Below are 21,534 nucleotides of genomic sequence, written 5' to 3'. Positions count from 1 at the left end.
CCGCCCGTCACTCCCCCTCCAGCACCGCCATCGCCGCGTTGTGCCCGGGGACCCCGCTCACCCCTCCCCCGCGCACCGCGCCCGCCCCGCACAGCAGGACGTTGGCGTGCCGGGTCTCCACGCCCCAGCGGCCGGCGCCGTCCTGGGCGTAGGGCCAGGACAGGTCCCGGTGGAAGATGTTGCCGCCGGGGAGGCGCAGGTCGCGTTCGAGGTCCAGGGGGGTCTTGGCCTCGATGCAGGGTCGGCCGTCCGCGTCGAGGGCGAGACAGTCGACGAGGGGCTCGGCGAGATGGGCGTCGAGCTGGGCCACGGTGGATCTGAGGAGTTCGGCGCGTACGGCGTCGTTGTCGGCGGCGAAGAGCCGGGCGGGGGTGTGCAGGCCGAAGAGGGTGAGCGTCTGGTAGCCGCGTTCGACCAGGTCCCGGCCGAGGATCGTGGGGTCGGTCAGGGAGTGGCAGTAGATCTCCGAGGGCGGGGCGGCGGGAAGCCGGCCGGCCGCCGCCTGGGCGTGGGCGGTGGCCAGTTGCTCGTACCCCTCGGCGACGTGGAAGGTGCCGGAGAACGCCTCGCGCGGGTCGACGGCGGTGTCGCGCAGCCGGGGCAGCCGCTTCAGCAGCATGTTCACCTTGAGCTGGGCGCCCTCGGCGGGCTCCGGGGCCGGGTCGCCGGTGAGGGCGGCGAGTTCCTGCGGGGCGGCGTTGACCAGTACGTGCCGGGCGGCGACGACGCCCTCGCCGTCGGCGGTGCGGTAGGTGACCTCGGCGGCCCGGCCGTCCGTGTCGATCCGTACCGCCTCGTGCCCGGTGGCGAGCACCGCGCCCGCCGAGCGTGCGGCGGCGGCCAGTGCGTCGGTGAGGGCGCCCATGCCGCCGACCGGCACGTCCCAGGCGCCCGTGCCGCCGCCGATGACGTGGTAGAGGAAGCAGCGGTTCTGCCGCAGCGAGGGGTCATGGGCGTCGGCGAACGTGCCGATCAGCGCGTCCGTGAGGACGACCCCGCGCACCAGGTCGTCCGTGAAGTTCTCCTCGATGGCGACCCCGATGGGCTCCTCGAACAGGACCCGCCAGGCCTCCTTGTCGTCGATCCGGTGGCGCAGCTCCTCGCGCGAGGGCAGCGGCCCGGTGAGCGTCGGGAAGACGCGCTCGGCGACCCGGCCGGTCATGCCGTAGAACCGCTGCCAGGCCTGGTACTCCTGCTTGCCCCCGGTCAGCCGTTCGAACGCCTCGCGGATGCGTCGCTCGCCGCCGCCGACCAGCAGTCCGGTCGACCGGCCGTTGCGCTCCACGGGCGTGTACGACGAGATCGTGCGGCCGCGGACCCGGAAGTCCAGGCCCAGGTCGCGGACGATCTTCCTGGGCAGCAGGCTGACCAGGTAGGAGTAGCGCGACAGCCGCGCGTCGACACCGGTGAAGGGGCGGGTCGAGACGGCGGCGCCACCGGTGCGGGCCAGCCGCTCCAGCACCAGCACGGTGCGTCCGGCCCGGGCCAGATAGGCCGCCGCGACCAGGCCGTTGTGGCCGCCGCCGACGATGATGGCGTCGTAGGTCCTGGATGGTTCGGTGGCAGGGGGCATGGTTCTTCGTAACACATGATGATCTAGGCGGGTAAGAGGCTTGCCGGTTCGTTGTGCGGGGAGGGCCGTTCGGACAGTGCCGGTTGTGTACGGCCGGTCGCGCCCACGCGGCGGAGCCGCACACGGATACACCCCCGCGCCCCTGACAGGCGCGCCCGTTCTACAGACGTCCGCCCGATGCCTGCTGTTGGCGCAGTACCGCCACGCGTCGGTAGAGCTCGACCGCCTCGGCACCTCTGCCCAATTGCTCCAGACAGTGCGCCTCGTCGTTCCGGCTGGCCAGGGTGTCCGGGTGGTCCGGACCGAGGACGCGCTCCCGTGCGCCGGCGACGCGCCGATACTCGGTCAGTGCGTCCGCCCAGCGGCCCAGCCAGCCCAGGCCGACCGCGACCTCACGGCGGCTGACCAGGGTGTCGGGGTGGTCGCAGCCGAGGACACGTTCGCGAATGGCACATACGTCCCGGGACTCCGCGAGGGCCTCCTCCCAGCGGGCGAGGCGGCCCAGGTTGACGCCGAGGCCGTGGCGGGCGCGCAGGGTCTCGGGGTGGGCGGGGCCCTGGACGCGGGTGCGATCGTCGATCAGGGCGCGGTAGAGGGTGAGCGCGTCGGCGCTGCGGCCGAGGCGGCCCAGGCTGATGCCGACCTCGTAGCGGGCGGCGAGGGTGTCGGGGTGGTCGGGGCCGAGGGCCCGGGCGCGATCCTCGGCGACCTCGCGGTAGGTCCGCAGGGCCTCTTCCCAGCGCCCCAGCTGACCCAGCGCGTAGGCGACTTCGTAGCGGGTGACCAGGGTGTCGGGGTGCTGTGGGCCGAGGACGCGCGCGCGGGCGACGGCCACGTCGTGGGCCATACGGTACGAGTCCTCCAGCCGGCCCAGCCTGCTGAGGTTGAAGGCGAGGTTGTGGCGGCAGCGCAGGGTGTCGGGATGGTCCGGGCCCATCAGCCGCTGCCGGGCGGCGAGTACGGCCGTGTACGCCTGGTGGGCTTCGAAGTGGCGGCCCAACTGGCCCAGGACGTAGGCCGTTTCCTGGCGGGCGGCGAGGGTGTCGGGGTGGTCCGGGCCGAGCAGGCGCTCCCGGGCGCGGGCGACCTCGGTGTACTCGCGCAGGGCGTCGGCGGCGCGCCCGGTGCGGCTCAGGGTGAAGGCGATCTCGTAGCGGCTGGCGAGGGTGTCCGGGTGGTCGGGGCCGAGGAGGCGGGCGCGCTCGGCGGCGACCGCGCGGTGTACCTCGCCGGCCTCGGCCCAGCGCCCGAGCCGGCCGAGGCTGAGCCCGGCGTTGTGCCGCCCGGCCAGGGCGGCGACGGCCTCCGGGGCCGCGGGAAGGGGTTCGGCGGGGCCGGCGCCCGGCCGCGGCGTCCACTCCCCGGTGAGCCCGGCCGCGGGGTCGGGCGGGGTGGTGCGCAGACCGGTGCCGATCGCCTTGTGGCCGGTGGTCATGGAGCGGGTCCAGGACGGCAGCCGGGCCTCGCGGAACGCCGGCTCCGGGGCCTTGAGTTGGGGCCGCGGGGTGACGACGGTGGGGATGTACGTGGGTGTCGTACGCCCGGAGGTGATCCGGCGGCCCACCTCCTTGGCGTCGTAGGGCCGTTGTTCGGGCCGTTTGGCCAGCAGGTCCAGGACGACCTTCTCCAGCCAGCCCGGCAGTTCGGCGCGGTGGTCGCGGGGCGGAGCGGGTGGGGTGTCACGGTGGCCGATGAGGATCGCCCAGGCGTCGGCCAGGTCGAACGGCGGCGCCCCGGTGGCGATCTCGTACAGCACGCAGCCCAGGGAGTACAGGTCGCTGCGCTGGTCGACCTCGGTGCCGCCGATCTGCTCCGGTGACATGTAGTGCGGGGTGCCCATGGCGATGCCGGTGCCGGTCAGCCGGGAGGTGAGGCCGATGTCGTGGCCGAGGCGGGCGATGCCGAAGTCGCAGAGCTTCACCGTGCCGTCGGTGAGCCGCATGATGTTGGCGGGTTTCAGGTCCCGGTGCACGATGCCCTGTTGGTGGGTGTAGGCGAGGGCGGCGGCGACCTGCTCGGCGATGTCGACGACGTCACCGACGGGCAGCGGATGGTGCTTGTTGTCCTCCATGAGCTGGCTGAGGTTGCGGCCGTCCAGCAGCTCCATCACGAGGTAGAGGATGCCGTCGTGCTCGCCGAAGTCGTGGACGACGGTCACCCCGCGGTGGGAGAGGGCGGCGGCCACTCTCGCCTCACGGCGGAACCGTTCGCGCAGGACGCGGGTGAAGGCCTGGTCGTGGTGCGGGCCCAGCGGTTTGAGGCACTTGACGGCGACCTGGCGGCCGAGGGATTCGTCGCGGGCCCGCCACACCTCGCCCATCCCGCCCCGTCCGATGAGGTCGAGCAGCCGGTACCGCCCCTGGACCAGCCTGGTGTCAGCCATCGCGCGCCGTCGCCCCCCGTCGCTGCAGCCCCGCCCTCCCAGGGGGTCGCGGTCAAGGTGCGGCCGCGCCGAACCGGCCCGTTCCGTGACACACTCCCCCGGTCGTCCAGTATGGCGGTCTAATGCCCGACTTTGTACGGTGCCGGGCGCGCGTCGGGGCCGAGCCTCGCCATGGCGCGCAGGATGTGTTTGGGCGGGAGTTGCCAGCGCAGACGTGCGGGAACACTGCGCAGCAGGGTGCCGGTGGCGCGCAGTCGACGGGTCACGACGGCGGGTTCGGGGGCCGGTCTGCCGTACAACTCGTGGGCGTACGGCGGCAGAGAGGCGTACGCCAGGTGGGCCACGCGCCGCCACAGCACCTCGCGCGCCGGTATCAGGAGCGGGTGCGTCGGGGGGCGGAGCAAGAAGTCGTCCACCGCGCGCGCGTCGGCTCCGGCGGCGAGCAGCGGCCGTACCTTCCGGAAGTAGGCGGCCATGTCCGCCCGGTCGGCCGGAACGGCGGCGGGGTCGAGGCCCACCAGGCGGGCGCTGACCCGGTGCTCGGCGAGGTAGCGGTCGGCCTGGGCGTCGGTGAGGGGGAAACCGGAGCGGCGCAGGACGTGCAGATACGAGTCGATCTCGGCGCAGTGCACCCACAGCAGCAGTTCGGGGTCGTCCACGCCGTACCGCTCGCCGGTGCCCGGGTCGGTCGCGCCCAGCATGCTGTGGATCTTCCGGACCCGGGCCCCGGCCCGCTCGGCGGCCTCCGTGGTGCCGTAGGTCGTCGTGCCGACGAAGTTCGCGGTCCGCATCAGCCTCCCCCAGGCGTCCCGGCGAAAGTCGGAGTTCTCCATCACGCCGCGCACCGCGCGCGGGTGCAGGGCCTGGAGGTAGAGCGCGCGGATACCGGCGACCCACATCATCGGGTCGCCGTGCGCCTGCCAGGTCACGGAGTCCGGGGTGAACAGCCCGGGGTCGCCGCCCATGACCGCAGACTAACGCCGGACCCGTGGCATCCCCAGTCCGATCCACGAGATGATCTCGCGCTGGATCTCGTTGTTGCCGCCGCCGAAGGTGAAGATGACCGCCGAGCGGTAGCCGCGTTCCAGGTCGCCGTGGAGGACCGCGCCGGCCGAACCCTCCTTCAGCGGGCCCGCCGCAGCGGCGATCTCCATCAGCCAGGCGTAGGCGTCGCGGCGGGCCTCGGAGCCGTAGACCTTGACGGCTGAGGCGTCCTGCGGGGTGAGGGTGCCCTCCTGGACGGCGGTCACCATCTGCCAGTTCAGCAGCTTCATGGCGTCGAGGCGGGTGTGGGTACGGGCGAGGTTGCGGCGCACCCAGGGCAGGTCGACGACGCGGCGGCCGTCGGCGAGTTTGGTCTCCATGGCCCAGCGCTGGACGTCGTGCAGGGCGCGGATCGCCATGGTGCCGTGGGCGGCGAGGGTGACCCGCTCGTGGTTGAGCTGGTTGGTGATCAGCCGCCAGCCCTGGTTCTCCTCGCCGACCCGGCGGGAGACGGGGACCCGGATGTTCTCGTAGTAGCTGGCGGTGGTGTCGTGCGAGGCGAGGGTGTTGATCACGGTGCAGGAGTAGCCGGGGTCGGAGGTCGGCACCAGGAGCATGGTGATGCCCTTGTGCGGCGGGGCCTCGGGGTCGGTACGGGTGGCCAGCCAGACCCAGTCGGCGGTGTCGCCGTTGGTGGTCCAGATCTTCTGACCGTCGACCACGTACTCGTCGCCGTCTCGTACGGCCCGGGTCTTCAGCGCGGCCAGGTCGGTGCCGGCGTCCGGCTCGCTGTAGCCGATGGCGAAGTCGATCTCGCCGGAGAGGATACGGGGCAGGAAGTACGCCTTCTGTTCCTCCGTGCCGTAGCGCATGATCGTCGGGCCGACGGTGTTCAGCGCCATCAGCGGGAGCGGTACGCCCGCCTGGGCGGCCTCGTCGAAGAAGATGAACTGTTCCATCGCGGTCAGGCCACGGCCGCCGTACTCCTTCGGCCAGCCGACGCCGAGCCAGCCGTCCGTGCCCAGCCGGCGGATCGTCTCCCGGTAGAAGCGTTTCTGCGCGGCCGGGTCGGCGTAGCGGGCGTAGGCGTTGTCCGGCACCAGGCCGGCGAAGTAGGCGCGCAGTTCGGTGCGCAGCCGCTGCTGCTCGGGCGTGTGGTCGAGGTGCACGGCGCCTCCAGGGTCCCCACGGGCGGTCCTGACGGCGCACACCGTAGAACGTGTTCCAGAAATTGGGAATGGCGACGCGGGTGCGCGACCCGGTCCGTTCCGGTCAGCCGTGGCCCCCGGCCCAGCCCACGTCCGTGCGGACCTCCTTCGGTGCCAGGGCGAGGAGCGACACGCAGACGGCCAGGAATACCGCGGCGACTGGTCCGGGCGGATGCCGATGGTGGCAGGGGCGCCTTCGCAGGCCGCGGTGAGCAGACAGGACGCGGCGATGACGTACTGGGCGCCGAACCGGTCCGCGACCACTCCGCTGACCGGTTCGAGGGACATGGCGGTGTGGTTTCCTCAGGTGCCGGTCCGCGGGATCGCCACGCCACGGGCCGGGGCGGCGGTCAGCGAGGCGGCGAGGTCGGCGATCAGTGTGCCGCCGGTCTCGCGGCCCGGTGCGCGGCGGATGTTCTCGCCGACCTCCGCGAGGCGCTGCCGGCGGTCGTCGTCGGCGAGCAGGTCCTCGACGGTGTCCACCAGGACGTCGGGGTCGAAGCCGTAGGTGTCCGTCCGGACCCCGAACCCGAGATCGGCGACGCGTTGCGCGTTGTCGTACTGGTCCCGGAACAGCGGGAGGACGATCATCGGCAGGCCCGCGGCGACGCCTTCGCCCAGGGTGTTGCTGCCGCCGTGGGTGATGAGGAGATCGCAGTCGGGCAGCACGCTGGGCTGCGGCAGGAACGGCTCGCCGTACATGTTCGGGCCGAGCGTCACCTCGTGGTGGCAGGGGCCCATGGAGACGACGGTGCGGTGTCCGGTACGGGCCACGACGTCCACCACGTGCTGGAGGAGCCGGGTGTCCAGGGACCCCAGGGAGCCCAGGGACAGGTAGATGACGGGTCCGGTGCCGGGCAGGTGGTCGGCCACCCGGAACCTGCGCTCGCCGGTACGGACCACGGTGTCGAGCCGGTGCCAGCGCTGCGCGAACTGAGCCGGGCGCGGGTAGTCCAGTGCGCTCGGGTAGGTGTAGAGGTTGAGCCAGGGCGAGTCGTAGGAGAACCGCAGCGGTTCCAGCGGCGGGGCGCCCTGGGCCGTGCAGTAGGCGTCGAACTCGGCGTGCAGGCCGGTGTGCAGGGCCGCGTACTGGGCGCGGAAGGCGTCCCAGCCGGAGCGGTCGTGCAGCGGGTAGCCGGAGAAGGCGGGCGGCAGTTCGGGGTCGGTCAGCTCCAGCGGGTTCGCCGAGATCGACCGCACCCAGGGTATGCCGGAGGCGGCGACCGACGGGTCCGCGCCGACGTCGTCCACCACGATCAGGTCGGGGCGCACCTCGTCGATGATCGCGCGCAGCCGGGGGTGGGCGTACTCGGCGGCCCGTGCCAGCTCGGCCCACTGCGGCCGGATCACGGTGCTGAGCTGTTCCAGGGTGGTGCCGCGGAAGTGCACGGCGTTCTCGCGCACCCAGGCGGCCCACATCTCCGGTCCGGCCTCGGCCGGGTCGGCGGGCGGGGGCGAGGCGTCGTACATCTCCTCGTCGAAGCCGTGCGCGGCGGCGACCCCACGGAAGCTGCCGTCCATCGCGAACACGGGTCGCTGGCCGCGGTCGCGGACCACCTCGGCCATCGCCCGCAGCGCGTTGTACGGCCCCCAGGCGGCGGCGCCGGGGACGAAGAGGACCCGGACGTCGTCAGGCACGGGCCGGCCCCCGCCCGGACAGCGGGAGCCGCAGGCCGCCTACGGTGTCGGACAACTCCGTTTCGCGCAGGGGTGGTTCTCCGGCGGGCACGGTCGTCGCCGTGCCGCGGACGAACCCGTTGCGGTGCGAGCTCATCGGCCGCCTCTCGGTCCGGGACCCGGGCCCGGAAGCGTGCCGCGGCCCTGGGGTGATGCCGGTCGACACCGTACGACCGCACCACGGGGACACCGACAGATCCCCGAACGAAGACCTGTCGGCCGGCACGGCCGTGCTCCTACCTTTCTGTCCCACGCGACCCGGACGTGGCCGGCCGCGGCGTCCCCGCCGCTCCGCCGGGCCGCCGAGCCCGCACCCGGGTCGACGCGGCGTGTCACACCCACGAGATGGAGCCCCCGCCCGTCATGACACAGCAACCTGTCGAAACCGTCCACGCGCTCGCCTACGGCGCCTACCCGGCGCGCTGTCTCCAGGTCGTCTGCGAGATCGGGGTCGCCGACCGGATCGACGACGAACCCGTGCCCGTCGGCAAGCTCGCGGCGGCCTGCGGCGCCGACCCCGGCACGCTCACCCGGATCCTGCGCCTGCTCGCCTCCTTCGACGTCTTCGAGGAGCGGGACGGCGGCTTCGCGCACACCGTCGCCTCCCGCGTCCTGCGCGACGACCACCCGATGAGCGCACGTCCGCTGATCCGGCTGACGGGTCTGCCGATGCATCTGGACAGCCTCACGCTGCTCCAGCACACCGTGCTGACCGGGGAGCCCGCCCTCGACAAACTCCAGCCCGGCGGGATCTGGGCCTACCTCACCGAGCACCCCGACCAGGCCGAGATCTTCAACCGGGCCATGACCTCCAAGGCGGCCGCCGACGTGCCGGCGGTCGTCGGCGCCTACGACTTCACGCCGTTCGGGGTGATCGCCGACATCGGCGGCGGCCGCGGGCACCTGCTGCGCGCCGTCCTGGACGCCGTGCCCGGCGCCGAGGGCGTCCTGTTCGACCAGCCGAGCGTCATCGAGGCCCTGACCTTCCCCGACCACCCGCGCCTGGCGCTGCGGCCCGGCGACTTCTTCGACACGGTGCCCGCCGCCGACGCCTTCATCCTGATGCACGTCCTGCACAACTGGGGCGACGAGCAGGTGGCGCGGATCCTCGCCACGGTCCGGAAGTCCGCCGCGCCGGGAGCCACCCTGCTCGTCATCGAGAACGTGCTGCCCGACGTGCACCCGACCCCGGCGGCGGTCACGATGGACGTCATCATGCTCGCCCTCACCCCTGGCCGGGAACGCACGGAGAGCGAGCTGTCCGCGCTCTTCGACGGCGCCGGCTTCCGCTTCACCGGCATGACCGAGACCTCCGGCACCATGCGCATCGCCGAGGCGAAGGCGGTCTGACCCTCCGATGGACAGTCTCGACCCGCTGCTGCACGGCTCGGCCAACCGGGACGAGCGCAAGTACCCCGATCCGGACCGGTTCGACATCCGGCGCAGGCCGTCGGACCATCTCGCGTTCGGGCGCGGGGAGCACGCCTGCGTGGGCATGAACCTGGCCCGGCTGGAGACGAGCGCGCTGTTCGAGGCGCTGATTCCGCGGGTGGAGCGGTTCGAGCTGATCGAGGCCGAGCCGGCTCTGAAGAACGCGTTGCGCGGCTTCGGCACGTTGGAGGTGCGGGTCGCCTGACAGAGCGGCGCCACCCCCGGCCTGGGGAGCCCGGCCGGGGGTGGCGCTTCCGCTATGCGGCGGGGCCCAGGATCACGGGCAGCCCGGCGACGTCGTTGCCGATGAAGGAGTGCTGGGGCTCCAGTTCGTCCGGGGCGATGGAGAGGGTGAGCCGCGGGAAGCGGTCGAACAGGGCCGGCAGGGCGATCTCGGCTTCGAGTCTGCCGAGCGGGGCGCCGACGCAGTAGTGGATACCGTGGCCGAAGGCCAGGTGCTGCTTGTCGGCACGGTCGATCTGAAAGGCGGCGGGGTCGTCGTGGACGCCCGGGTCGCGGCCGTGGGCGCCGAAGGCTATGAGGATGGCGTCGCCGGCCCGCACGGTGACACCCTCGCCGAGGTCGATATCCTCGGTGGCGTACCGCAGCGGCATGTGCATGATCGGCGGGTGCAGACGCAGCGTTTCCTCGATCACGTCGGTCCAGCGGGCCGGATCGGCGAGGACGACGGCGAGTTGGTCGGGGTGGGTGAGGAGTTCGCGCACGGCGGCGCCGATCAGTGCGACGGTGGTCTCGAAGCCGCCGCCGATCACCGCGATGAGGGTGGAGATGAGCTCCGTCTCGCTGAGCCGGTCGCCGTCTTCCTCCTGGGCGGTCAGAAGCACACTGGTCATGTCGTCGGCGGGGGCGCGGCGCTTGGCCTCGATGAGGGTCTGCATCGCGCGGTAGAGGTCGTTGGCCACGGCCTCGGACTGCTCGGGCGTGACGTCGGTGGCGAACACGGCGCCTATCACGCGGATCATCCCGGGCCGCTGGTCGGCGGGGATACCGAACAGTTCACAGATGACCCGGGTAGGCACCCCGTGCGCGAACTCGGCACGCAGGTCTACGCGTTCGTCGGCACCCCGGTCCGCCAGGGCGTCCAGGAGGCCGGTGACGACGGACTCGATCGCGGGCCGCATCGCTTCGATCCTGCGGGGGGTGAACGCCTTGCCGAGCAGCTGCCGCAGCCGCGTGTGGTCGTCGCCGTCGGAGGTGAACATACTGACCACGTCGACCCACGGATACAGCCACGGTATGGCCCCTGGCCGATGTCCGGGCCAGGACTTGCGCGCGTCCTTGGAGACGTGCGGGTGGATGAGGAGTTCCTTGGCGATGTCGCCGCGGGTGACCGACCAGGCGACGACGTTCTCGGGCATGCGCACGCGGACGGCGGGGCCGGCGGCACGGAGCTCGTCGGCCTGCTCGTACAGGCGTCTGCCGCCGTCGCTGTCGAGTGTCACGGCCTCGGGGTGGGGGCTGGTCACGCGGTACCTCCTGGGGTGTGGGCGGCGGTGTGGACACACGATGGGGAGTGCGGGCGAGAGCGAGCGCGGCGCCGGCGGAGCGCGAACCGCCCGGCAACGCCCGGCGGTTCGGGGCGGGCTTGGCGTGGACTGCCCGCCGGCTGCGAAGTCCGCGTCCGCGCGAGGTGACACGGCCGGGTTCGGTGAGCGCCTTCGGCGTTTCGAGCGCATCGCCACGGTACGGCCGCACCACGAGGACAGGCACAGATCCCCGAACGGGGACCTGTCGGACCGTGGGGCCGGGTTCCTACCTTTTGTGCTGTGTCAACCGCGTCCGCATCAGGGAAGGTTGGCGCCGCACGTCCTTCGGGGCCGGAACGGCGGCGCGGGTTCTTCCCGACGGTCTACGGCGCAGGGGGCGGAGCGGCGGGGCCGACCTCACGACGGGACCGTACCTGCAACTTGGTGAGGATGTGCGAGACATGGGTCTCCACGGTGCGCCGCGAGAGCAGCAGCCGGGTGGCGATGTCGGGGTTGGACAGGCCCTCGGCGACCAGATCGGCGACCCGCCGCTCGGTCGCGGTCAGCGCCTCCCAGCCGAAGGACGGGCGCACGTGCGCGGCCCGGCTCCCGGCGCGCACGCCCCAGGGGCGCAGCCGGGCGGCGGCCCGGCGGGCGTCCCAGTCGGCGCCCAGTTCGCCGAAGACCGCGAGGGCCTCGCCGAACGAGGCACGGGCCGCGTCGAGGTCCCCGGCCCCGGCCTGGACCACGGCCAGATCCTCCAGGGTGTTGCCCAGATCCGGCTGTCGGTCGGCGATGCGGTGGTAGCCGACGGCGGCGAGCAGCGGGGCCGGGTCCTGGTCGAGCAGTCCGGAGCACCAGTCGGCGGCGGCCTGGGTGCGTGGCCGCGGCCGGCGGTCGGCGGCCTGGCGGGCGGCGAGCGTGGCCGCGGCCGCGGTCTGCCGGTCGTCGGCGGCCAGCGTCAGCCGGACCAGGGCGGGCAGCCACTCCGGGTGGTTGCCGAGGTCGTGTGCGTAGGTGTCGGTCATCAGCTCCGTGAGTACCGAGAGGGCCTCGGGGAGCCGGCCCGACCGTTCGGCGACCAGGCCGCGGGCCAGCAGCAGATGACCGGCGGCGACGGGGCCCTGCCCCGGAGTCCGGCCGCCACCCGGGGCGTCGAGGACGCCGGCCGCCTTCTCCCACTGCCCGCGGCGGGCGCTGATCAGCGCCTGCAGGCCCCGGCGGGCCAGCCGCCACAGCGGCGGCAGGTCGGTGACCTCGTCCAGCACCGCCAGCGCGTCGTCCCAGCGCCCGTGCTCGTAGTATCGCTCGGCCCCTTGGACGAGGGTCATCGACAGCCGTGTCGCGCCGACCCGTTCGGCGAGGGTGCGGGCCTGGGTGAGCGTCTCCTCCGCCTCCTGGAGACGGTCGACGCCGTCCAGGTCGGTGGCCCGGTGACCGAGCAGGATGAGCCGCAGGTCGACGAGGTCCGGGTCGTTGCCGACCTCCGCCAGCGCCTCGTCGTTCAGGGCCAGGGCGCCGGCCTGGTCACCGTGCCAGCTGCGGATGACGGAGGCGGCGTTCAGGGCGTATCCGACGGCCATCGGGTCGCCCAGTTTCCTGCCCTCGTCCAGCGCCTCCGCCATCGCCAGCCGGGCCCGGCCGATCTGCCCGAGTACGTGCCGGGCGAGCGCCACCAGGGCCAGCAGCCGGGCCCGCCAGACCGGTCCGATCCGGGGGTCGCCGGTGGCCGCGCGCCAGTTGTCGATCACGATCTCGTAGCGGCCGGTCCGCATCCCGATGGTGCTGAGCAGCCATCTGACCCGGCCGAGCAGCTCGGGGTCGGACGACTGCCGCAGCACGGTCCGGGCCAGCTCCTCGGCACGGTCCAGGGGCCCCATGCGGAAGTAGAGCGCGGCCAGTTGCGCGGTGAGCACGAACAGCCGCGGATCGTCCGGGCCCGCCTGGCGGACAGCGTGTTCGAGGAGTTCCGCGGCGGCGATCGGGGCCCGTACGACCAGTCGCTCGGCGTTGTCCGCGAGCCACTCCCACTCCCGGTCCTCGGCCGTCTCCAGGACCGGGAGGATCAGCTCGGCCACCCGCTCGACGGGGGCTCCGGAGGCCATCAGCTCCTGCGCCGCGCGCCGCAGGAACACGGTCCGCAGGGCGGGCGGCATGGCCTCGTACAGCACCTCCCTCAGCAGGCCGTGTCTGAAGCGCAGCCGGGACCCCGCGGACTCCAGGACGGCGGCGCCGAGCGCCTCCTCCACCACGACCAGCAGGGATCCCGTGCCGCGGCCCACCGCCGCCGCCACGTCCCGCACCGAGAACTCCGGCCCGAGCAGCGACGCGGCGCGCAGCGCCTCCTGGGTGTCGGCGGAGAGCCCGGCCAGCCGGTCCGCGATCACGTCCCGCAGTTCGGTGAGCTTCTCCACGTCCCGGCCGCCCGCCGTCAGCTCCACCCGGCCGTCCGCGGACCGCAGGGCACCGACCCGTGCCAGGGCGTCCAGCAACTCCCTTACGTAGAGCGGGTTGCCCGCCGCGGAGCGGAGCCGCTCGGTGAGCACCGGCCCGGGTTCGCCGCGCGCGAGCAGGCCGGTCAGCTCCGCGACCCGCTCCTCGGGCAACCGGTCGAGGGAGATCAACTGCCCGCCCCGGGACCGCAGATCGCGCCGCAGCGGCTCCAGTTCGGTACGCCCGGGCACCGGGCGGCAGGTGCCGACGACCAGCAGCGGCAGCTGGATCGAGGCCCGGCACAGCCGGCGCCACATCAGCAGGCTCGCCTCGTCGGCCCAGTGCAGGTCCTCCACCGCCAGCACCAGCGGGCCGGTCGTACACAACCGGTCCACCAGGACGAGCAGTTGCTCGGTCGCCGCCACCACCGGGTCCCCGGCGAGCAGGCGCATCGTCCAGCCCGGCGCCTGCTGGGGCTGCTCCAGGGCGAGCGCGGCCTCCGCGCGACGGGGATCGGGCGAGCCGGCCTCGACCCCGAGAAGCCGGGTCATCACGGAGAGCGGCAGCCGTCCGCCCAGCTCGTCGCACTGGCCGGTCGAGACCTCGCAACCGGCCGCGCGGGCCTTGGCCAGGGCGTGCGCAAGCAACGTCGACTTGCCGATGCCCGGCTCACCCTCGATCAGCAGGCTCCCGCCGCGGCCTGCGGCGACATCGGAGACCAAGCGATCCAACGTGGCCCGCTCCGCTTCCCGCCCGATCACCGGGTGCAGTTGTTGCCCGAGCATGCGCATGACTCTAGAGCCTTTCTGTGAGGTCCCACTCCGTTTCAGATGACGTCTGGGGAAACTGCGGCCTCACCCACACGGTCGCTCCCGGCTCACCGAGTCGGCGGTCCCCCGGCTCACTGAGTCGGCGGTCCCCGGAGCCCCCGGGATCTCAGTGAGGCTCACGGATGTCTCCGTATCCGCGCTGCCGCAGGCTCGTTCCATCGGTCGGCAACAGATGGGGCAGCTCATGACGACGGCACTGGCACCCGAGGCACACACTTCCGCACCGCAGGCGTCTCCCACCCCGGGGTCCCCGGAGCAGAGGATGCGGATGATCTACGACGTCAACAAGGGTTCCCTGATGCGCAGTCTGCTCGGCTGGACCCAGGGCGACCGGCAGACGGCGGAAGACCTCGTCCAGGAGACCATGCTCCGGGCCTGGCGCAATCTGGACATCCTGCCCGACGACCCGCGCGCGGTACGGCCCTGGCTGCTGACAGTGTCGCGACGGCTCGCGATCGACATGCTGCGGGCCCGCTCCTCGCGCCCCACCGAGGTGGAGGACGATCCGCTGGAGTCGATACCGGTGGCGGCGGAACCGCTGGAGCAGGTCCTCGACCGCCAGGTGCTGCGCACCGCGCTCGCCGAGCTGTCCGCCACTCACCGTGCTGTGCTGGCCCAGGTCTACTTCCTGCACCAGCCGGTGCGGCACGCGGCCGAGGTGCTCAACGTCCCGGAGGGCACGGTCAAGTCGCGCACCCACAACGCGCTGCGGGCCCTGCGTGAGGCGCTCGGCGACCGCAACGGGGCGACCCTTCGCGCCCGGCACGGTCTTTCGGCGCCGACGCCGCGACACCCGGGCCTGCGTCCGGCTGCATGAACCGGCGTCGCCGCGTACTGATCCGGTACGCCGGGGCCGTGACCGTACCGGATCCCGGCCCACCACTCCCCGCTCCGGACCGACACGGGCCTCCGCGTCCAGGTGTCCTCGCGAGGCAAGCCGGTCTCCGGTTCGATGAGTTCCCGCCACGAGCCAGGAGCCGCCAACGTTCGCCGGGACGGCGCCGGTCACCCGGCCGCACCGGGACTCGGCCGACCCGATCCGGCGACTCCGACGACCCCGGCCGACCTGGTCGGTCCGGTCGCGCCCTGATCGGTGCCGGGTCCGCCCGGTGGCTTGCCTGACCCGCCGGTCGCGGACCGTACGGACGGAGGCGGTCGACCGCAGGGCTGCGGTGTCGCCTCGCCCCGGATGTACAACGTTGTCACCGGATGCGGCTGGGACCGAGCCCGCGGCCGGCCACCCGCGGCCGCGCGACGCCGCCGAGCCGACATCCCGCGCAACGGCCCGGCCCACCCGGTTCACGTTCTCGGACACACCGGCTGCCGGAGCGTCCACGTTCTCCGTGCCCCCTGGGTTGTCCGGTTTCTCCACGTCCTCCGTGCACTCCGGGGTCTTCGCGTACTCGGGGGTCTTCGCGTACTCCGTGCGCTGCACGGTCTCCGCTCTCTCCGCGATCCAGCCCGCCGACCGCTCCTCGGCCGCCGCAAGCACCGCCGGCCGAGGGGCGGTCGGCGTTGTGCCATGGCGAGGGCGACCCGGCAGTCGGTGCGGGTCCCCCGCAACGGGCGTCTCCGGGCGGTTACGGCGCAACCGGTCGGTCAGGCCCGCGAGTTGCCCGACCACCGAGGTCACCGGTTCTTCGGTCGCGGTCCGGCCACCCGGCATCGGCCGCGCGTCCGGTCTCCGCACCCTCACCCGCACCCTCACCCGGACCTGGAACGGCGACCGCCGGGCCGGTTCGTCGCGGGTCGTGCACGGCACCTGGCGTACGGATCCCCGCACGGCACCGAGGCCGGCCAGGACGGGTGCGGGCCGGCCAGGCCCCGGCTCGCCGCCTCCGATGGGCACAGCGCGACCACGCCGCATGCCGGGATCCGGCAAAAAGGCGCGTTTCAGGGTGAGTTCGGCCCCCCGGCCGACGATCCAGGTCGTCGTGTGCACCGCCACGCGGCGGAGCGTAGCGATCACCCGGAAGACGGAGGTTCCGCGGAGATGAACGTTTCCCGCTTCCCCTCCGTCCGGCCGGGCTCTCTCTCACGCGTCCAGAGCGACCTGGACCAGGGTCGGCGCCGCCTGGCGGCCGACCAGGACCCCGCGGCCGGGCGGCCGTTGGGCCGCTCGCTCGCTGCCGAGCACCACGCCCTCGCGGGGATCGCCGGACAGGACCAGGCCTGCGGTCCCCAACTCCTTGACCCGTGTGAGGAGTTGCTCGGACATCGAGCCACGGGCGCTGCCGGCGACCCGGCGGGCCACCACCAGGTGGAGGCCGATCTCACGCGCTTGCGGCAGGAAGTCCAGGAGCGGATTGAGCGGTGACGTACGGCCGTTGGAAACCAGGTCGTAGTCGTCGACGACCACGTAGAACTCCGGGCCGGTCCACCAGTCACGGTTGCGCAACTGCTCCATGGTCACGTTGGCCGGGGGCAGCCGCTCGGTGAGCTTGGCGACGACCTGTTCGACGTAGACCTGGGCCGCGTTGGCGTCACCGATGTAGGCACCGATGTACTCCTCGTCCACCGCGCCCATCAGGGCCCGCCGGTAGTCGACGACGATGAAACGCGCTTCGAAGGCGGAGCGCCGGGCCGCCAGGCCCTTCATCCAGCCGCGCAGGAAGGTGGACTTGCCGCAGCCGGCGTCGCCGAAGACCAGGAAGTGCGGGTCGGCGTCCGTGAGGTTCAGGCGGACCGGGGCGAGGTCGGTCTCGGCGATGCCGATCGGCACGCCCGGGGTGATGTCGTCCTCACGGATCCGGCTCGCCAACTCGGCGGCGGTGAGCCGTTCGGGCAGCATCCGGATCGGCGGCGCCACCGGCCCGGACCAGGAGGCCGCGAGCTTGCCGATCGCCTCCTCCTGCGCGTCCGCGAGGCCGTCGGCGGTGTCCCTGCCGTCGAGTCGGGGCAGGGCGACCTGGAACTGGATGCCGGGCGGCGCCATGCCGCGGCCGGGGGCGGAGAGCCCGAAGGCACGGGCCGCACGGCGGTTGATCTCCGAGTCGCCCGGGTCGTTCAGGCGCAGTTCGAGGCGGGCCGAGATGGCGTCGCGCAGCGCGGTGCGGATATCGGCCCAGCGGCCCGCGGTCAGCACCAGGTGGACGGCGACGCCGAGGCCGCGGCCCGCGATGTCCAGGACGACCGCGTCGATGCCGTCCATCTCGCCGCGGATCGCACCCCAGTTGTCGATCACCAGGAAGACGTCGGCGGAGCGTATCCCCTTGGGCAGCCGGTCGGTGTTGCGCAGCCGCCGGAACTCGTCGGCGGAGTCGATGCCGAGGTGCCGGAAGAGCCGCTCCCGCTCGGCGATCAGCTGGCGCACCTCGGCCAGCGCGCGCCGGGCCCGGGCCGGGTCGTGCCGGCCGGCGACTCCGCTGACGTGCGGCGCCCGTTCGAAGGGCTGGAGCGAGCCGCCGCCGAAGTCCAGGCAGAGGAACTGTGCCTCGGCGGGGGTGTGGGTGAGCATCGTGGAGAGCATCAGGGTGCGCAGGAAGGTGCTCTTGCCGGACTGCGGGGCACCGACCACCGCGAGGTGGCCGGCCTTGGCGAAGTCGGGCACCAGCGGCTGCTGGAGTTGCTGGAGCGGTACGTCCAGGACGCCGACCGGGGTGCGCAGTGCGCCCTTGTGCGTCCACCAGTCGGCGGACATGCCCCGCTCCGGGCGGACCGCGACCGGGCCGGTCAGGTCGTCCAGGGCGAGCGCGGCGGGCAGCGGGGGCAGCCACACCTGGTGGGCCAACTGGCCCGCCGTACCGAGCTGTTCGACGATGACCTGCATCTCGCTCGGTCCGTCCAGCATGGGCCGCACCCGCTCGCGCTCCTCCTCCGGCTCCGCGTCGGGGTCGGGCGGCAGCCGCAGCGCGAAGTGCACAGGGTCGGTGGGCGGCGGTCCGGCGGCGAGGGCGCGCTGCTCCTCCGACAGGTGGGTGCCGGAGACATGGGCGACGCGGAAGCGCTCCAGGACCGTCTCGGCAACCTTGAGGTAGGCGGAGCCGGGGATCGGCGGCAGCCGGTAGGCGTCCGGGGTGCCGATGACGACCCGGGACTCCGCCGCGGAGAAGGTGCGCAGGCAGATCCGGTAGGAGAGGTTGGCCTCCAGGCCGCGCAGCCGCCCCTCCTCCAGGCGCTGGGTGGCGAGCAGCAGATGGATGCCGAGCGATCGGCCGACTCGGCCGATCTGGACGAACAGGTCGATGAAGTCGGGCCGGGTGGCGAGCAGTTCGCCGAACTCGTCCACGATGACCAGCAGATACGGCAGCGGCTCCAGCGGGCGCCCGTCCGGTCCGGTGGCCCCGGCGGCCCGCCGCAGCTGGTATTCGCGGACGTTGTCGATGTTTCCGGCGTCGCGGAGCAGCTTCTGCCGCCGCTGCTGTTCGCCGACGAGGGCGTCCTTGACCCGGTCGACCAGGGCGACCTCGTCCACCAGGTTGGTGATCAGGCCCGCCACGTGCGGCAGGTCGGTGACGCCGGCGAAGGTGGCGCCGCCCTTGAAGTCGACCAGGACCAGGCTGAGGAGTTCCGGCGAGTGGGTCATGGTCAGGCCGGTGACCAGGGTGCGCAGCAGTTCGCTCTTGCCGGAGCCGGTGGCGCCGACGATCAGGCCGTGCGGGCCCATGCCGCCCTGTGCGGACTCCTTGAGGTCCAGGACGAGTTGCTGGCCGCTGCTGTCGAATCCGATCGGCATGCGCAGCACCTCCTCGTCCTGCGCGTCGACCCAGAGCGACTCGGGGCTGAAGTTCTCCAGGTCGGAGATGCCGAGCATGCTGGGCAGCGACATGGTCTGGGCGAGGATCTCCTCGCCCTCCGCGGACAGCCGCAGCGGGGCCAGCGTCCGGGCGACGGCCTCGCACAGCGGCAGTTCCGCGCGGGCCGCGACGGCCGATTCGACCGCCGAACGGGTGTCGGCGCGGCGGCCCTCCACGGTGACCGCCCCGTGCGCGTCGAGCCGTACCCGTACGTCGGCCCGGGTGGGCTCGTCGTTCTCCTGCTCCACCAGGCAGATCACGGTGATCGCGCTTTGCGGGCCGGCCGCCGCGAGGAGTTCGGCGGCGACCGGCGATCGGGCCCAGGCGGCCCGCGGGAGGTAGCGGTCGAGGACGACCACGAGGCGGCGGCGGGTGTCCGGGGCGTCCCGGTCGGTGAGGCTCACTCGGCGGGACGGCTGCGGGACGGCGGCCTCCAGGGCCTGCTGCACATGGTCGGCGATGCCCTCGAAGTCCTCCGCGACCAGCGGCACCACGCCGGCGTCCCCGGTGGTGTCCGGTTCATGGGTGTGCGGCAGCCACTTGGCCCAGTTCCAGTCCTCGCCGCCGGTGGCGACGGCGATGCCCACGTCGTCCGGGGCGTGCAGCACGGCGATCTGGCAGAGCAGGGCGCGCACGGCCGCGCGGGCCGCCTTGGCCGGCCCGAGCACGCTGACCACACCGGCCTTCGCCAGGTCCAGCACGGCGGGCTGGTCGCCGACCACGGACATGGAGTCGACCAGCCGGTCGGCCGCGGTCTTGGCGCGCGGGTCGTACTCCACCGTCGGGTCGTTGCGGGTGGACATCCGGATGGGCGTGGACAGCGGCGCGTTGCCCGTTCCCACGGACACCTTGAGGAAGTCCGCGTCGGTGACCCGGCGTTCCCACACCCGGCGGCGCTGGGACGCGATCGCCCACAGCCGGTGCGGGGAGGGGAACTGCCAGGCGGCGACGGTGCGCTGGCTCTCCGCCACCTGGCGGGCGGTCCGCCGCACCTCGACCAGATGGTCCAGGTAGCGGTCCCGGGCCCGCACCTTCTGTTTACGGGCCTGGCCGCGCATCTGCATCCGCACGCCGACGGTGACGCCGATGGACATCACGACGAACGCGATGCCCAGCAGGACCAGCATCCGACGGCCGCCGGACATCAGGTAGGCGGCCATGCTGATGCTGGACAGCAGCGGCATCAGCAGCATGAGCCAGCTGGCGTTGCTGTCCTTGCCGACCGGCTGCGGCGGGGCGGAGAGCACCACCGGGTCGGTGGGCAGCGGGGGCGGTACGACCCTGGCGGGCCGGTGGAAGATGACCCGGGACATCAGATCTCCTCGTCGGTCGGGCTCACGGGCGGGGTCGTCGCCGGGGACGGCGCTCGGGGAAGCGCGGTACGACGGAGGGCGTCTTCTTCTCGTTCTTCTCGCCGTTCAGGCCGGCCAGGATGTCCTGCAGGCCGCCCGTGATCCCCGACATGACCTCGGCACGCTGCTCGGCGACGGTGTCGTGCGCACTGTCGATGGCCTCGACGAGGAGCCGGACCAGCCGCTCCGGGTTGTCGGGGTCGATCACCGACGGGTCGATGCGCAGGTCCACGACCCGGCTCTCGGCCGAGACGGTCGCACTGACCATGCCGTCCGTGCTGTGGCCCGTGGCCTCGATGTTCCGCAGGTCGAGCTGTGCGTCCGCCACACTGCCCTGCATCCGGCGGGCATGGTTCGCGAGCGCGGAGAAGTCGATCTGCTCGTACTCGGGCATGCGGGCGTCTCCCTTCCTGGGGGCCGTTGTTCGCTCGGGGGGTTCCGCTCAGGGGTTCCACTCAGAGATACGGATCCGAGGTCAGAACGGGTCTGTGTCAGTTTCGTGAAGGGCAGATGTCGGTGGGTGTCCGCAGGGCGCCGACGGTGAGCATGGCCCGGCGGCCGAGACCGTTGGCCACGGTGCGGGCCAGTGCCATGCCCGCCATCGAGTGGTCGGGGTCCTCCATGCTCACGTGCAGGTCCACATGGCCGACCGCCAGGTCCTCCGCCGCCAGCCCCGCCTCGATGTGCTCGGTCAGCCTGGTGCCCAGCTCGTGCGCGTACTGTTCGCCCGATGCCGGGTCCACGGCGGCGAGCGCCTCGGACAGGACCTGAAGTTCAGCCGGGGTCACCACGTCCTCCACGCGGAACACCCGCTTTTCGAGCAGCGGTTCGACGGGCAGCCGACGCCCGGGAGCGGTCGGCGTCGCGTCGGGGACGTCGGTGTGCGGCCGGTAGTGCGGGTTGGGGATCCACTCGCCGAGGGTGTTCGCCTCGCCGCCGGGGACGATCGCCCAGCCGCCCTTGACGAACCGGGAAGCGACGCCGCCCGCGAAGAGGACCTCGTCCCGGCCGGTGGTGTCCGGCCGGATCCCGTAGGCGTCGAGCGTCGCGGTGATGTCGATACCGCCCGGCGTGTCGACCTCCCAGACATGGCCCTCGCCCAGCCGTTGCGCCGCCGCCTCGGGCGAGGTGTCGGCGCTCACGAATCCATGGCCGGCCCCGCCCACCTGGGCATAGGCGACGAGGTCGAGGCCCGTGCCGCCGGGCACCAGCCCTTGGGTGCGGACCGTCTCGGGGTTGCCAGTGTCCGCGACGAAGACCGGCCGTCCCGGGTACGGGATCGGCGGCGGGATGATGTCGGCCGCGTCCGTGGGGATCGCGGCGTTCGGCATCGGCCCCTCGACCAGCTGCAGGACGGCGGGGGCGGCCTCCACCGCCCGCCCGGCCGCGAGCGGCCGCAGCTCTTCGCCGCCGGTGCTGTGCGCCCCGGCCGTGGTCACA

13 protein-coding genes (1 of these 13 cut by a window edge) are annotated in these 21,534 nt (G+C 73.0%); 3 read left to right on the top strand and 10 right to left on the bottom strand.

Translation table 11 applies throughout. The annotated features are described in order from the left end of the window. Nucleotides 1-7: 7 nt before the first annotated feature. The 5 genes from ABZ642_RS21465 to ABZ642_RS21445 form a co-directional block, all read right to left on the bottom strand. Nucleotides 8-1,573 carry an NAD(P)/FAD-dependent oxidoreductase gene (locus tag ABZ642_RS21465; RefSeq protein WP_360486203.1) on the bottom strand — a complete coding sequence of 522 codons (1,566 nt, stop codon included), beginning with the start codon at nucleotides 1,571-1,573 and terminating at the stop codon, nucleotides 8-10. Nucleotides 1,574-1,733: 160 nt separating this feature from the next. After that, complete coding sequence (locus ABZ642_RS21460; RefSeq protein ID WP_360486200.1) at nucleotides 1,734-3,956, bottom strand: serine/threonine-protein kinase; 2,223 nt, start codon at nucleotides 3,954-3,956, stop codon at nucleotides 1,734-1,736. A gap of 119 nt (nucleotides 3,957-4,075) precedes the next feature. Beyond that, nucleotides 4,076-4,921 carry an oxygenase MpaB family protein gene (locus ABZ642_RS21455; RefSeq protein WP_360486197.1) on the bottom strand — a complete coding sequence of 282 codons (846 nt, stop codon included), beginning with the start codon at nucleotides 4,919-4,921 and terminating at the stop codon, nucleotides 4,076-4,078. A gap of 9 nt (nucleotides 4,922-4,930) precedes the next feature. Further along, a complete protein-coding gene (locus tag ABZ642_RS21450; RefSeq protein WP_360486194.1) occupies nucleotides 4,931-6,109 on the bottom strand; it encodes an acyl-CoA dehydrogenase family protein in 1,179 nt (392 codons plus the stop codon). Between the two features lie 342 nt (nucleotides 6,110-6,451). Then, entirely contained in the window at nucleotides 6,452-7,786 is a 1,335-nt protein-coding gene (locus ABZ642_RS21445; RefSeq protein ID WP_360486191.1) for a glycosyltransferase, read from the bottom strand. 402 nt (nucleotides 7,787-8,188) lie between these two features. Here ABZ642_RS21445 and ABZ642_RS21440 point away from each other — a divergent pair, with 402 nt between their 5' ends. Both ABZ642_RS21440 and ABZ642_RS21435 read left to right on the top strand, forming a co-directional pair. Next, nucleotides 8,189-9,175: a methyltransferase gene (locus ABZ642_RS21440; RefSeq protein ID WP_360486188.1), complete on the top strand. Its 987-nt coding sequence runs from the start codon at nucleotides 8,189-8,191 to the stop codon at nucleotides 9,173-9,175. Nucleotides 9,176-9,182: 7 nt separating this feature from the next. Next, on the top strand, nucleotides 9,183-9,461 hold the full coding sequence (locus tag ABZ642_RS21435) for a cytochrome P450 (protein ID WP_360486185.1): 279 nt from the start codon (nucleotides 9,183-9,185) through the stop codon (nucleotides 9,459-9,461). 52 nt (nucleotides 9,462-9,513) lie between these two features. On the opposite strand, the gene ABZ642_RS21430 is transcribed toward ABZ642_RS21435, so the two are convergent. Both ABZ642_RS21430 and ABZ642_RS21425 read right to left on the bottom strand, forming a co-directional pair. Continuing rightward, the gene (locus ABZ642_RS21430) at nucleotides 9,514-10,743 is read right to left on the bottom strand and encodes a cytochrome P450 (protein WP_360486182.1); all 1,230 of its coding nucleotides are present in this window, start codon (nucleotides 10,741-10,743) and stop codon (nucleotides 9,514-9,516) included. A 383-nt stretch (nucleotides 10,744-11,126) separates the two neighbouring features. Beyond that, nucleotides 11,127-13,961: an AAA family ATPase gene (locus ABZ642_RS21425; protein WP_360486179.1), complete on the bottom strand. Its 2,835-nt coding sequence runs from the start codon at nucleotides 13,959-13,961 to the stop codon at nucleotides 11,127-11,129. A gap of 307 nt (nucleotides 13,962-14,268) precedes the next feature. Between ABZ642_RS21425 and ABZ642_RS21420 the strand changes: the two genes are divergently transcribed. After that, nucleotides 14,269-14,823 carry a sigma-70 family RNA polymerase sigma factor gene (locus ABZ642_RS21420; protein WP_360486176.1) on the top strand — a complete coding sequence of 185 codons (555 nt, stop codon included), beginning with the start codon at nucleotides 14,269-14,271 and terminating at the stop codon, nucleotides 14,821-14,823. A gap of 1,218 nt (nucleotides 14,824-16,041) precedes the next feature. Here ABZ642_RS21420 and eccCa read toward each other — a convergent pair. The 3 genes from eccCa to ABZ642_RS21405 all read right to left on the bottom strand — a co-directional run. Then, nucleotides 16,042-20,055 carry a type VII secretion protein EccCa gene (eccCa, locus tag ABZ642_RS21415; RefSeq protein WP_360486173.1) on the bottom strand — a complete coding sequence of 1,338 codons (4,014 nt, stop codon included), beginning with the start codon at nucleotides 20,053-20,055 and terminating at the stop codon, nucleotides 16,042-16,044. 22 nt (nucleotides 20,056-20,077) lie between these two features. Then, nucleotides 20,078-20,488 carry a YbaB/EbfC family nucleoid-associated protein gene (locus tag ABZ642_RS21410; protein ID WP_360486170.1) on the bottom strand — a complete coding sequence of 137 codons (411 nt, stop codon included), beginning with the start codon at nucleotides 20,486-20,488 and terminating at the stop codon, nucleotides 20,078-20,080. 97 nt (nucleotides 20,489-20,585) lie between these two features. Then, nucleotides 20,586-21,534: the 3' portion of a lonely Cys domain-containing protein gene (locus ABZ642_RS21405; protein ID WP_360486167.1), read on the bottom strand. The gene runs 26,420 nt beyond the window's last position; only the last 949 of its 27,369 coding nucleotides appear in the window; its start codon lies off the right edge, out of view — the gene reads right to left on this strand; the stop codon is at nucleotides 20,586-20,588.

This window comes from Streptomyces sp. NPDC007157, from assembly GCF_040634235.1.
GTDB lineage: Bacteria > Actinomycetota > Actinomycetes > Streptomycetales > Streptomycetaceae > Streptomyces.
This window is presented reverse-complemented; position numbering and strand designations above follow the sequence as displayed.

Coding starts and splice junctions, on each gene's coding strand:
- eccCa (WP_360486173.1), bottom strand. CDS start 20,055: ATGTCCCGGGTCATCTTCCACCGGCCCGCCAGGGTCGTACCGCCCCCG.
- ABZ642_RS21435 (WP_360486185.1), top strand. CDS start 9,183: ATGGACAGTCTCGACCCGCTGCTGCACGGCTCGGCCAACCGGGACGAG.
- ABZ642_RS21425 (WP_360486179.1), bottom strand. CDS start 13,961: ATGCTCGGGCAACAACTGCACCCGGTGATCGGGCGGGAAGCGGAGCGG.
- ABZ642_RS21455 (WP_360486197.1), bottom strand. CDS start 4,921: ATGGGCGGCGACCCCGGGCTGTTCACCCCGGACTCCGTGACCTGGCAG.
- ABZ642_RS21440 (WP_360486188.1), top strand. CDS start 8,189: ATGACACAGCAACCTGTCGAAACCGTCCACGCGCTCGCCTACGGCGCC.
- ABZ642_RS21410 (WP_360486170.1), bottom strand. CDS start 20,488: ATGCCCGAGTACGAGCAGATCGACTTCTCCGCGCTCGCGAACCATGCC.
- ABZ642_RS21460 (WP_360486200.1), bottom strand. CDS start 3,956: ATGGCTGACACCAGGCTGGTCCAGGGGCGGTACCGGCTGCTCGACCTC.
- ABZ642_RS21420 (WP_360486176.1), top strand. CDS start 14,269: ATGCGGATGATCTACGACGTCAACAAGGGTTCCCTGATGCGCAGTCTG.
- ABZ642_RS21465 (WP_360486203.1), bottom strand. CDS start 1,573: ATGCCCCCTGCCACCGAACCATCCAGGACCTACGACGCCATCATCGTC.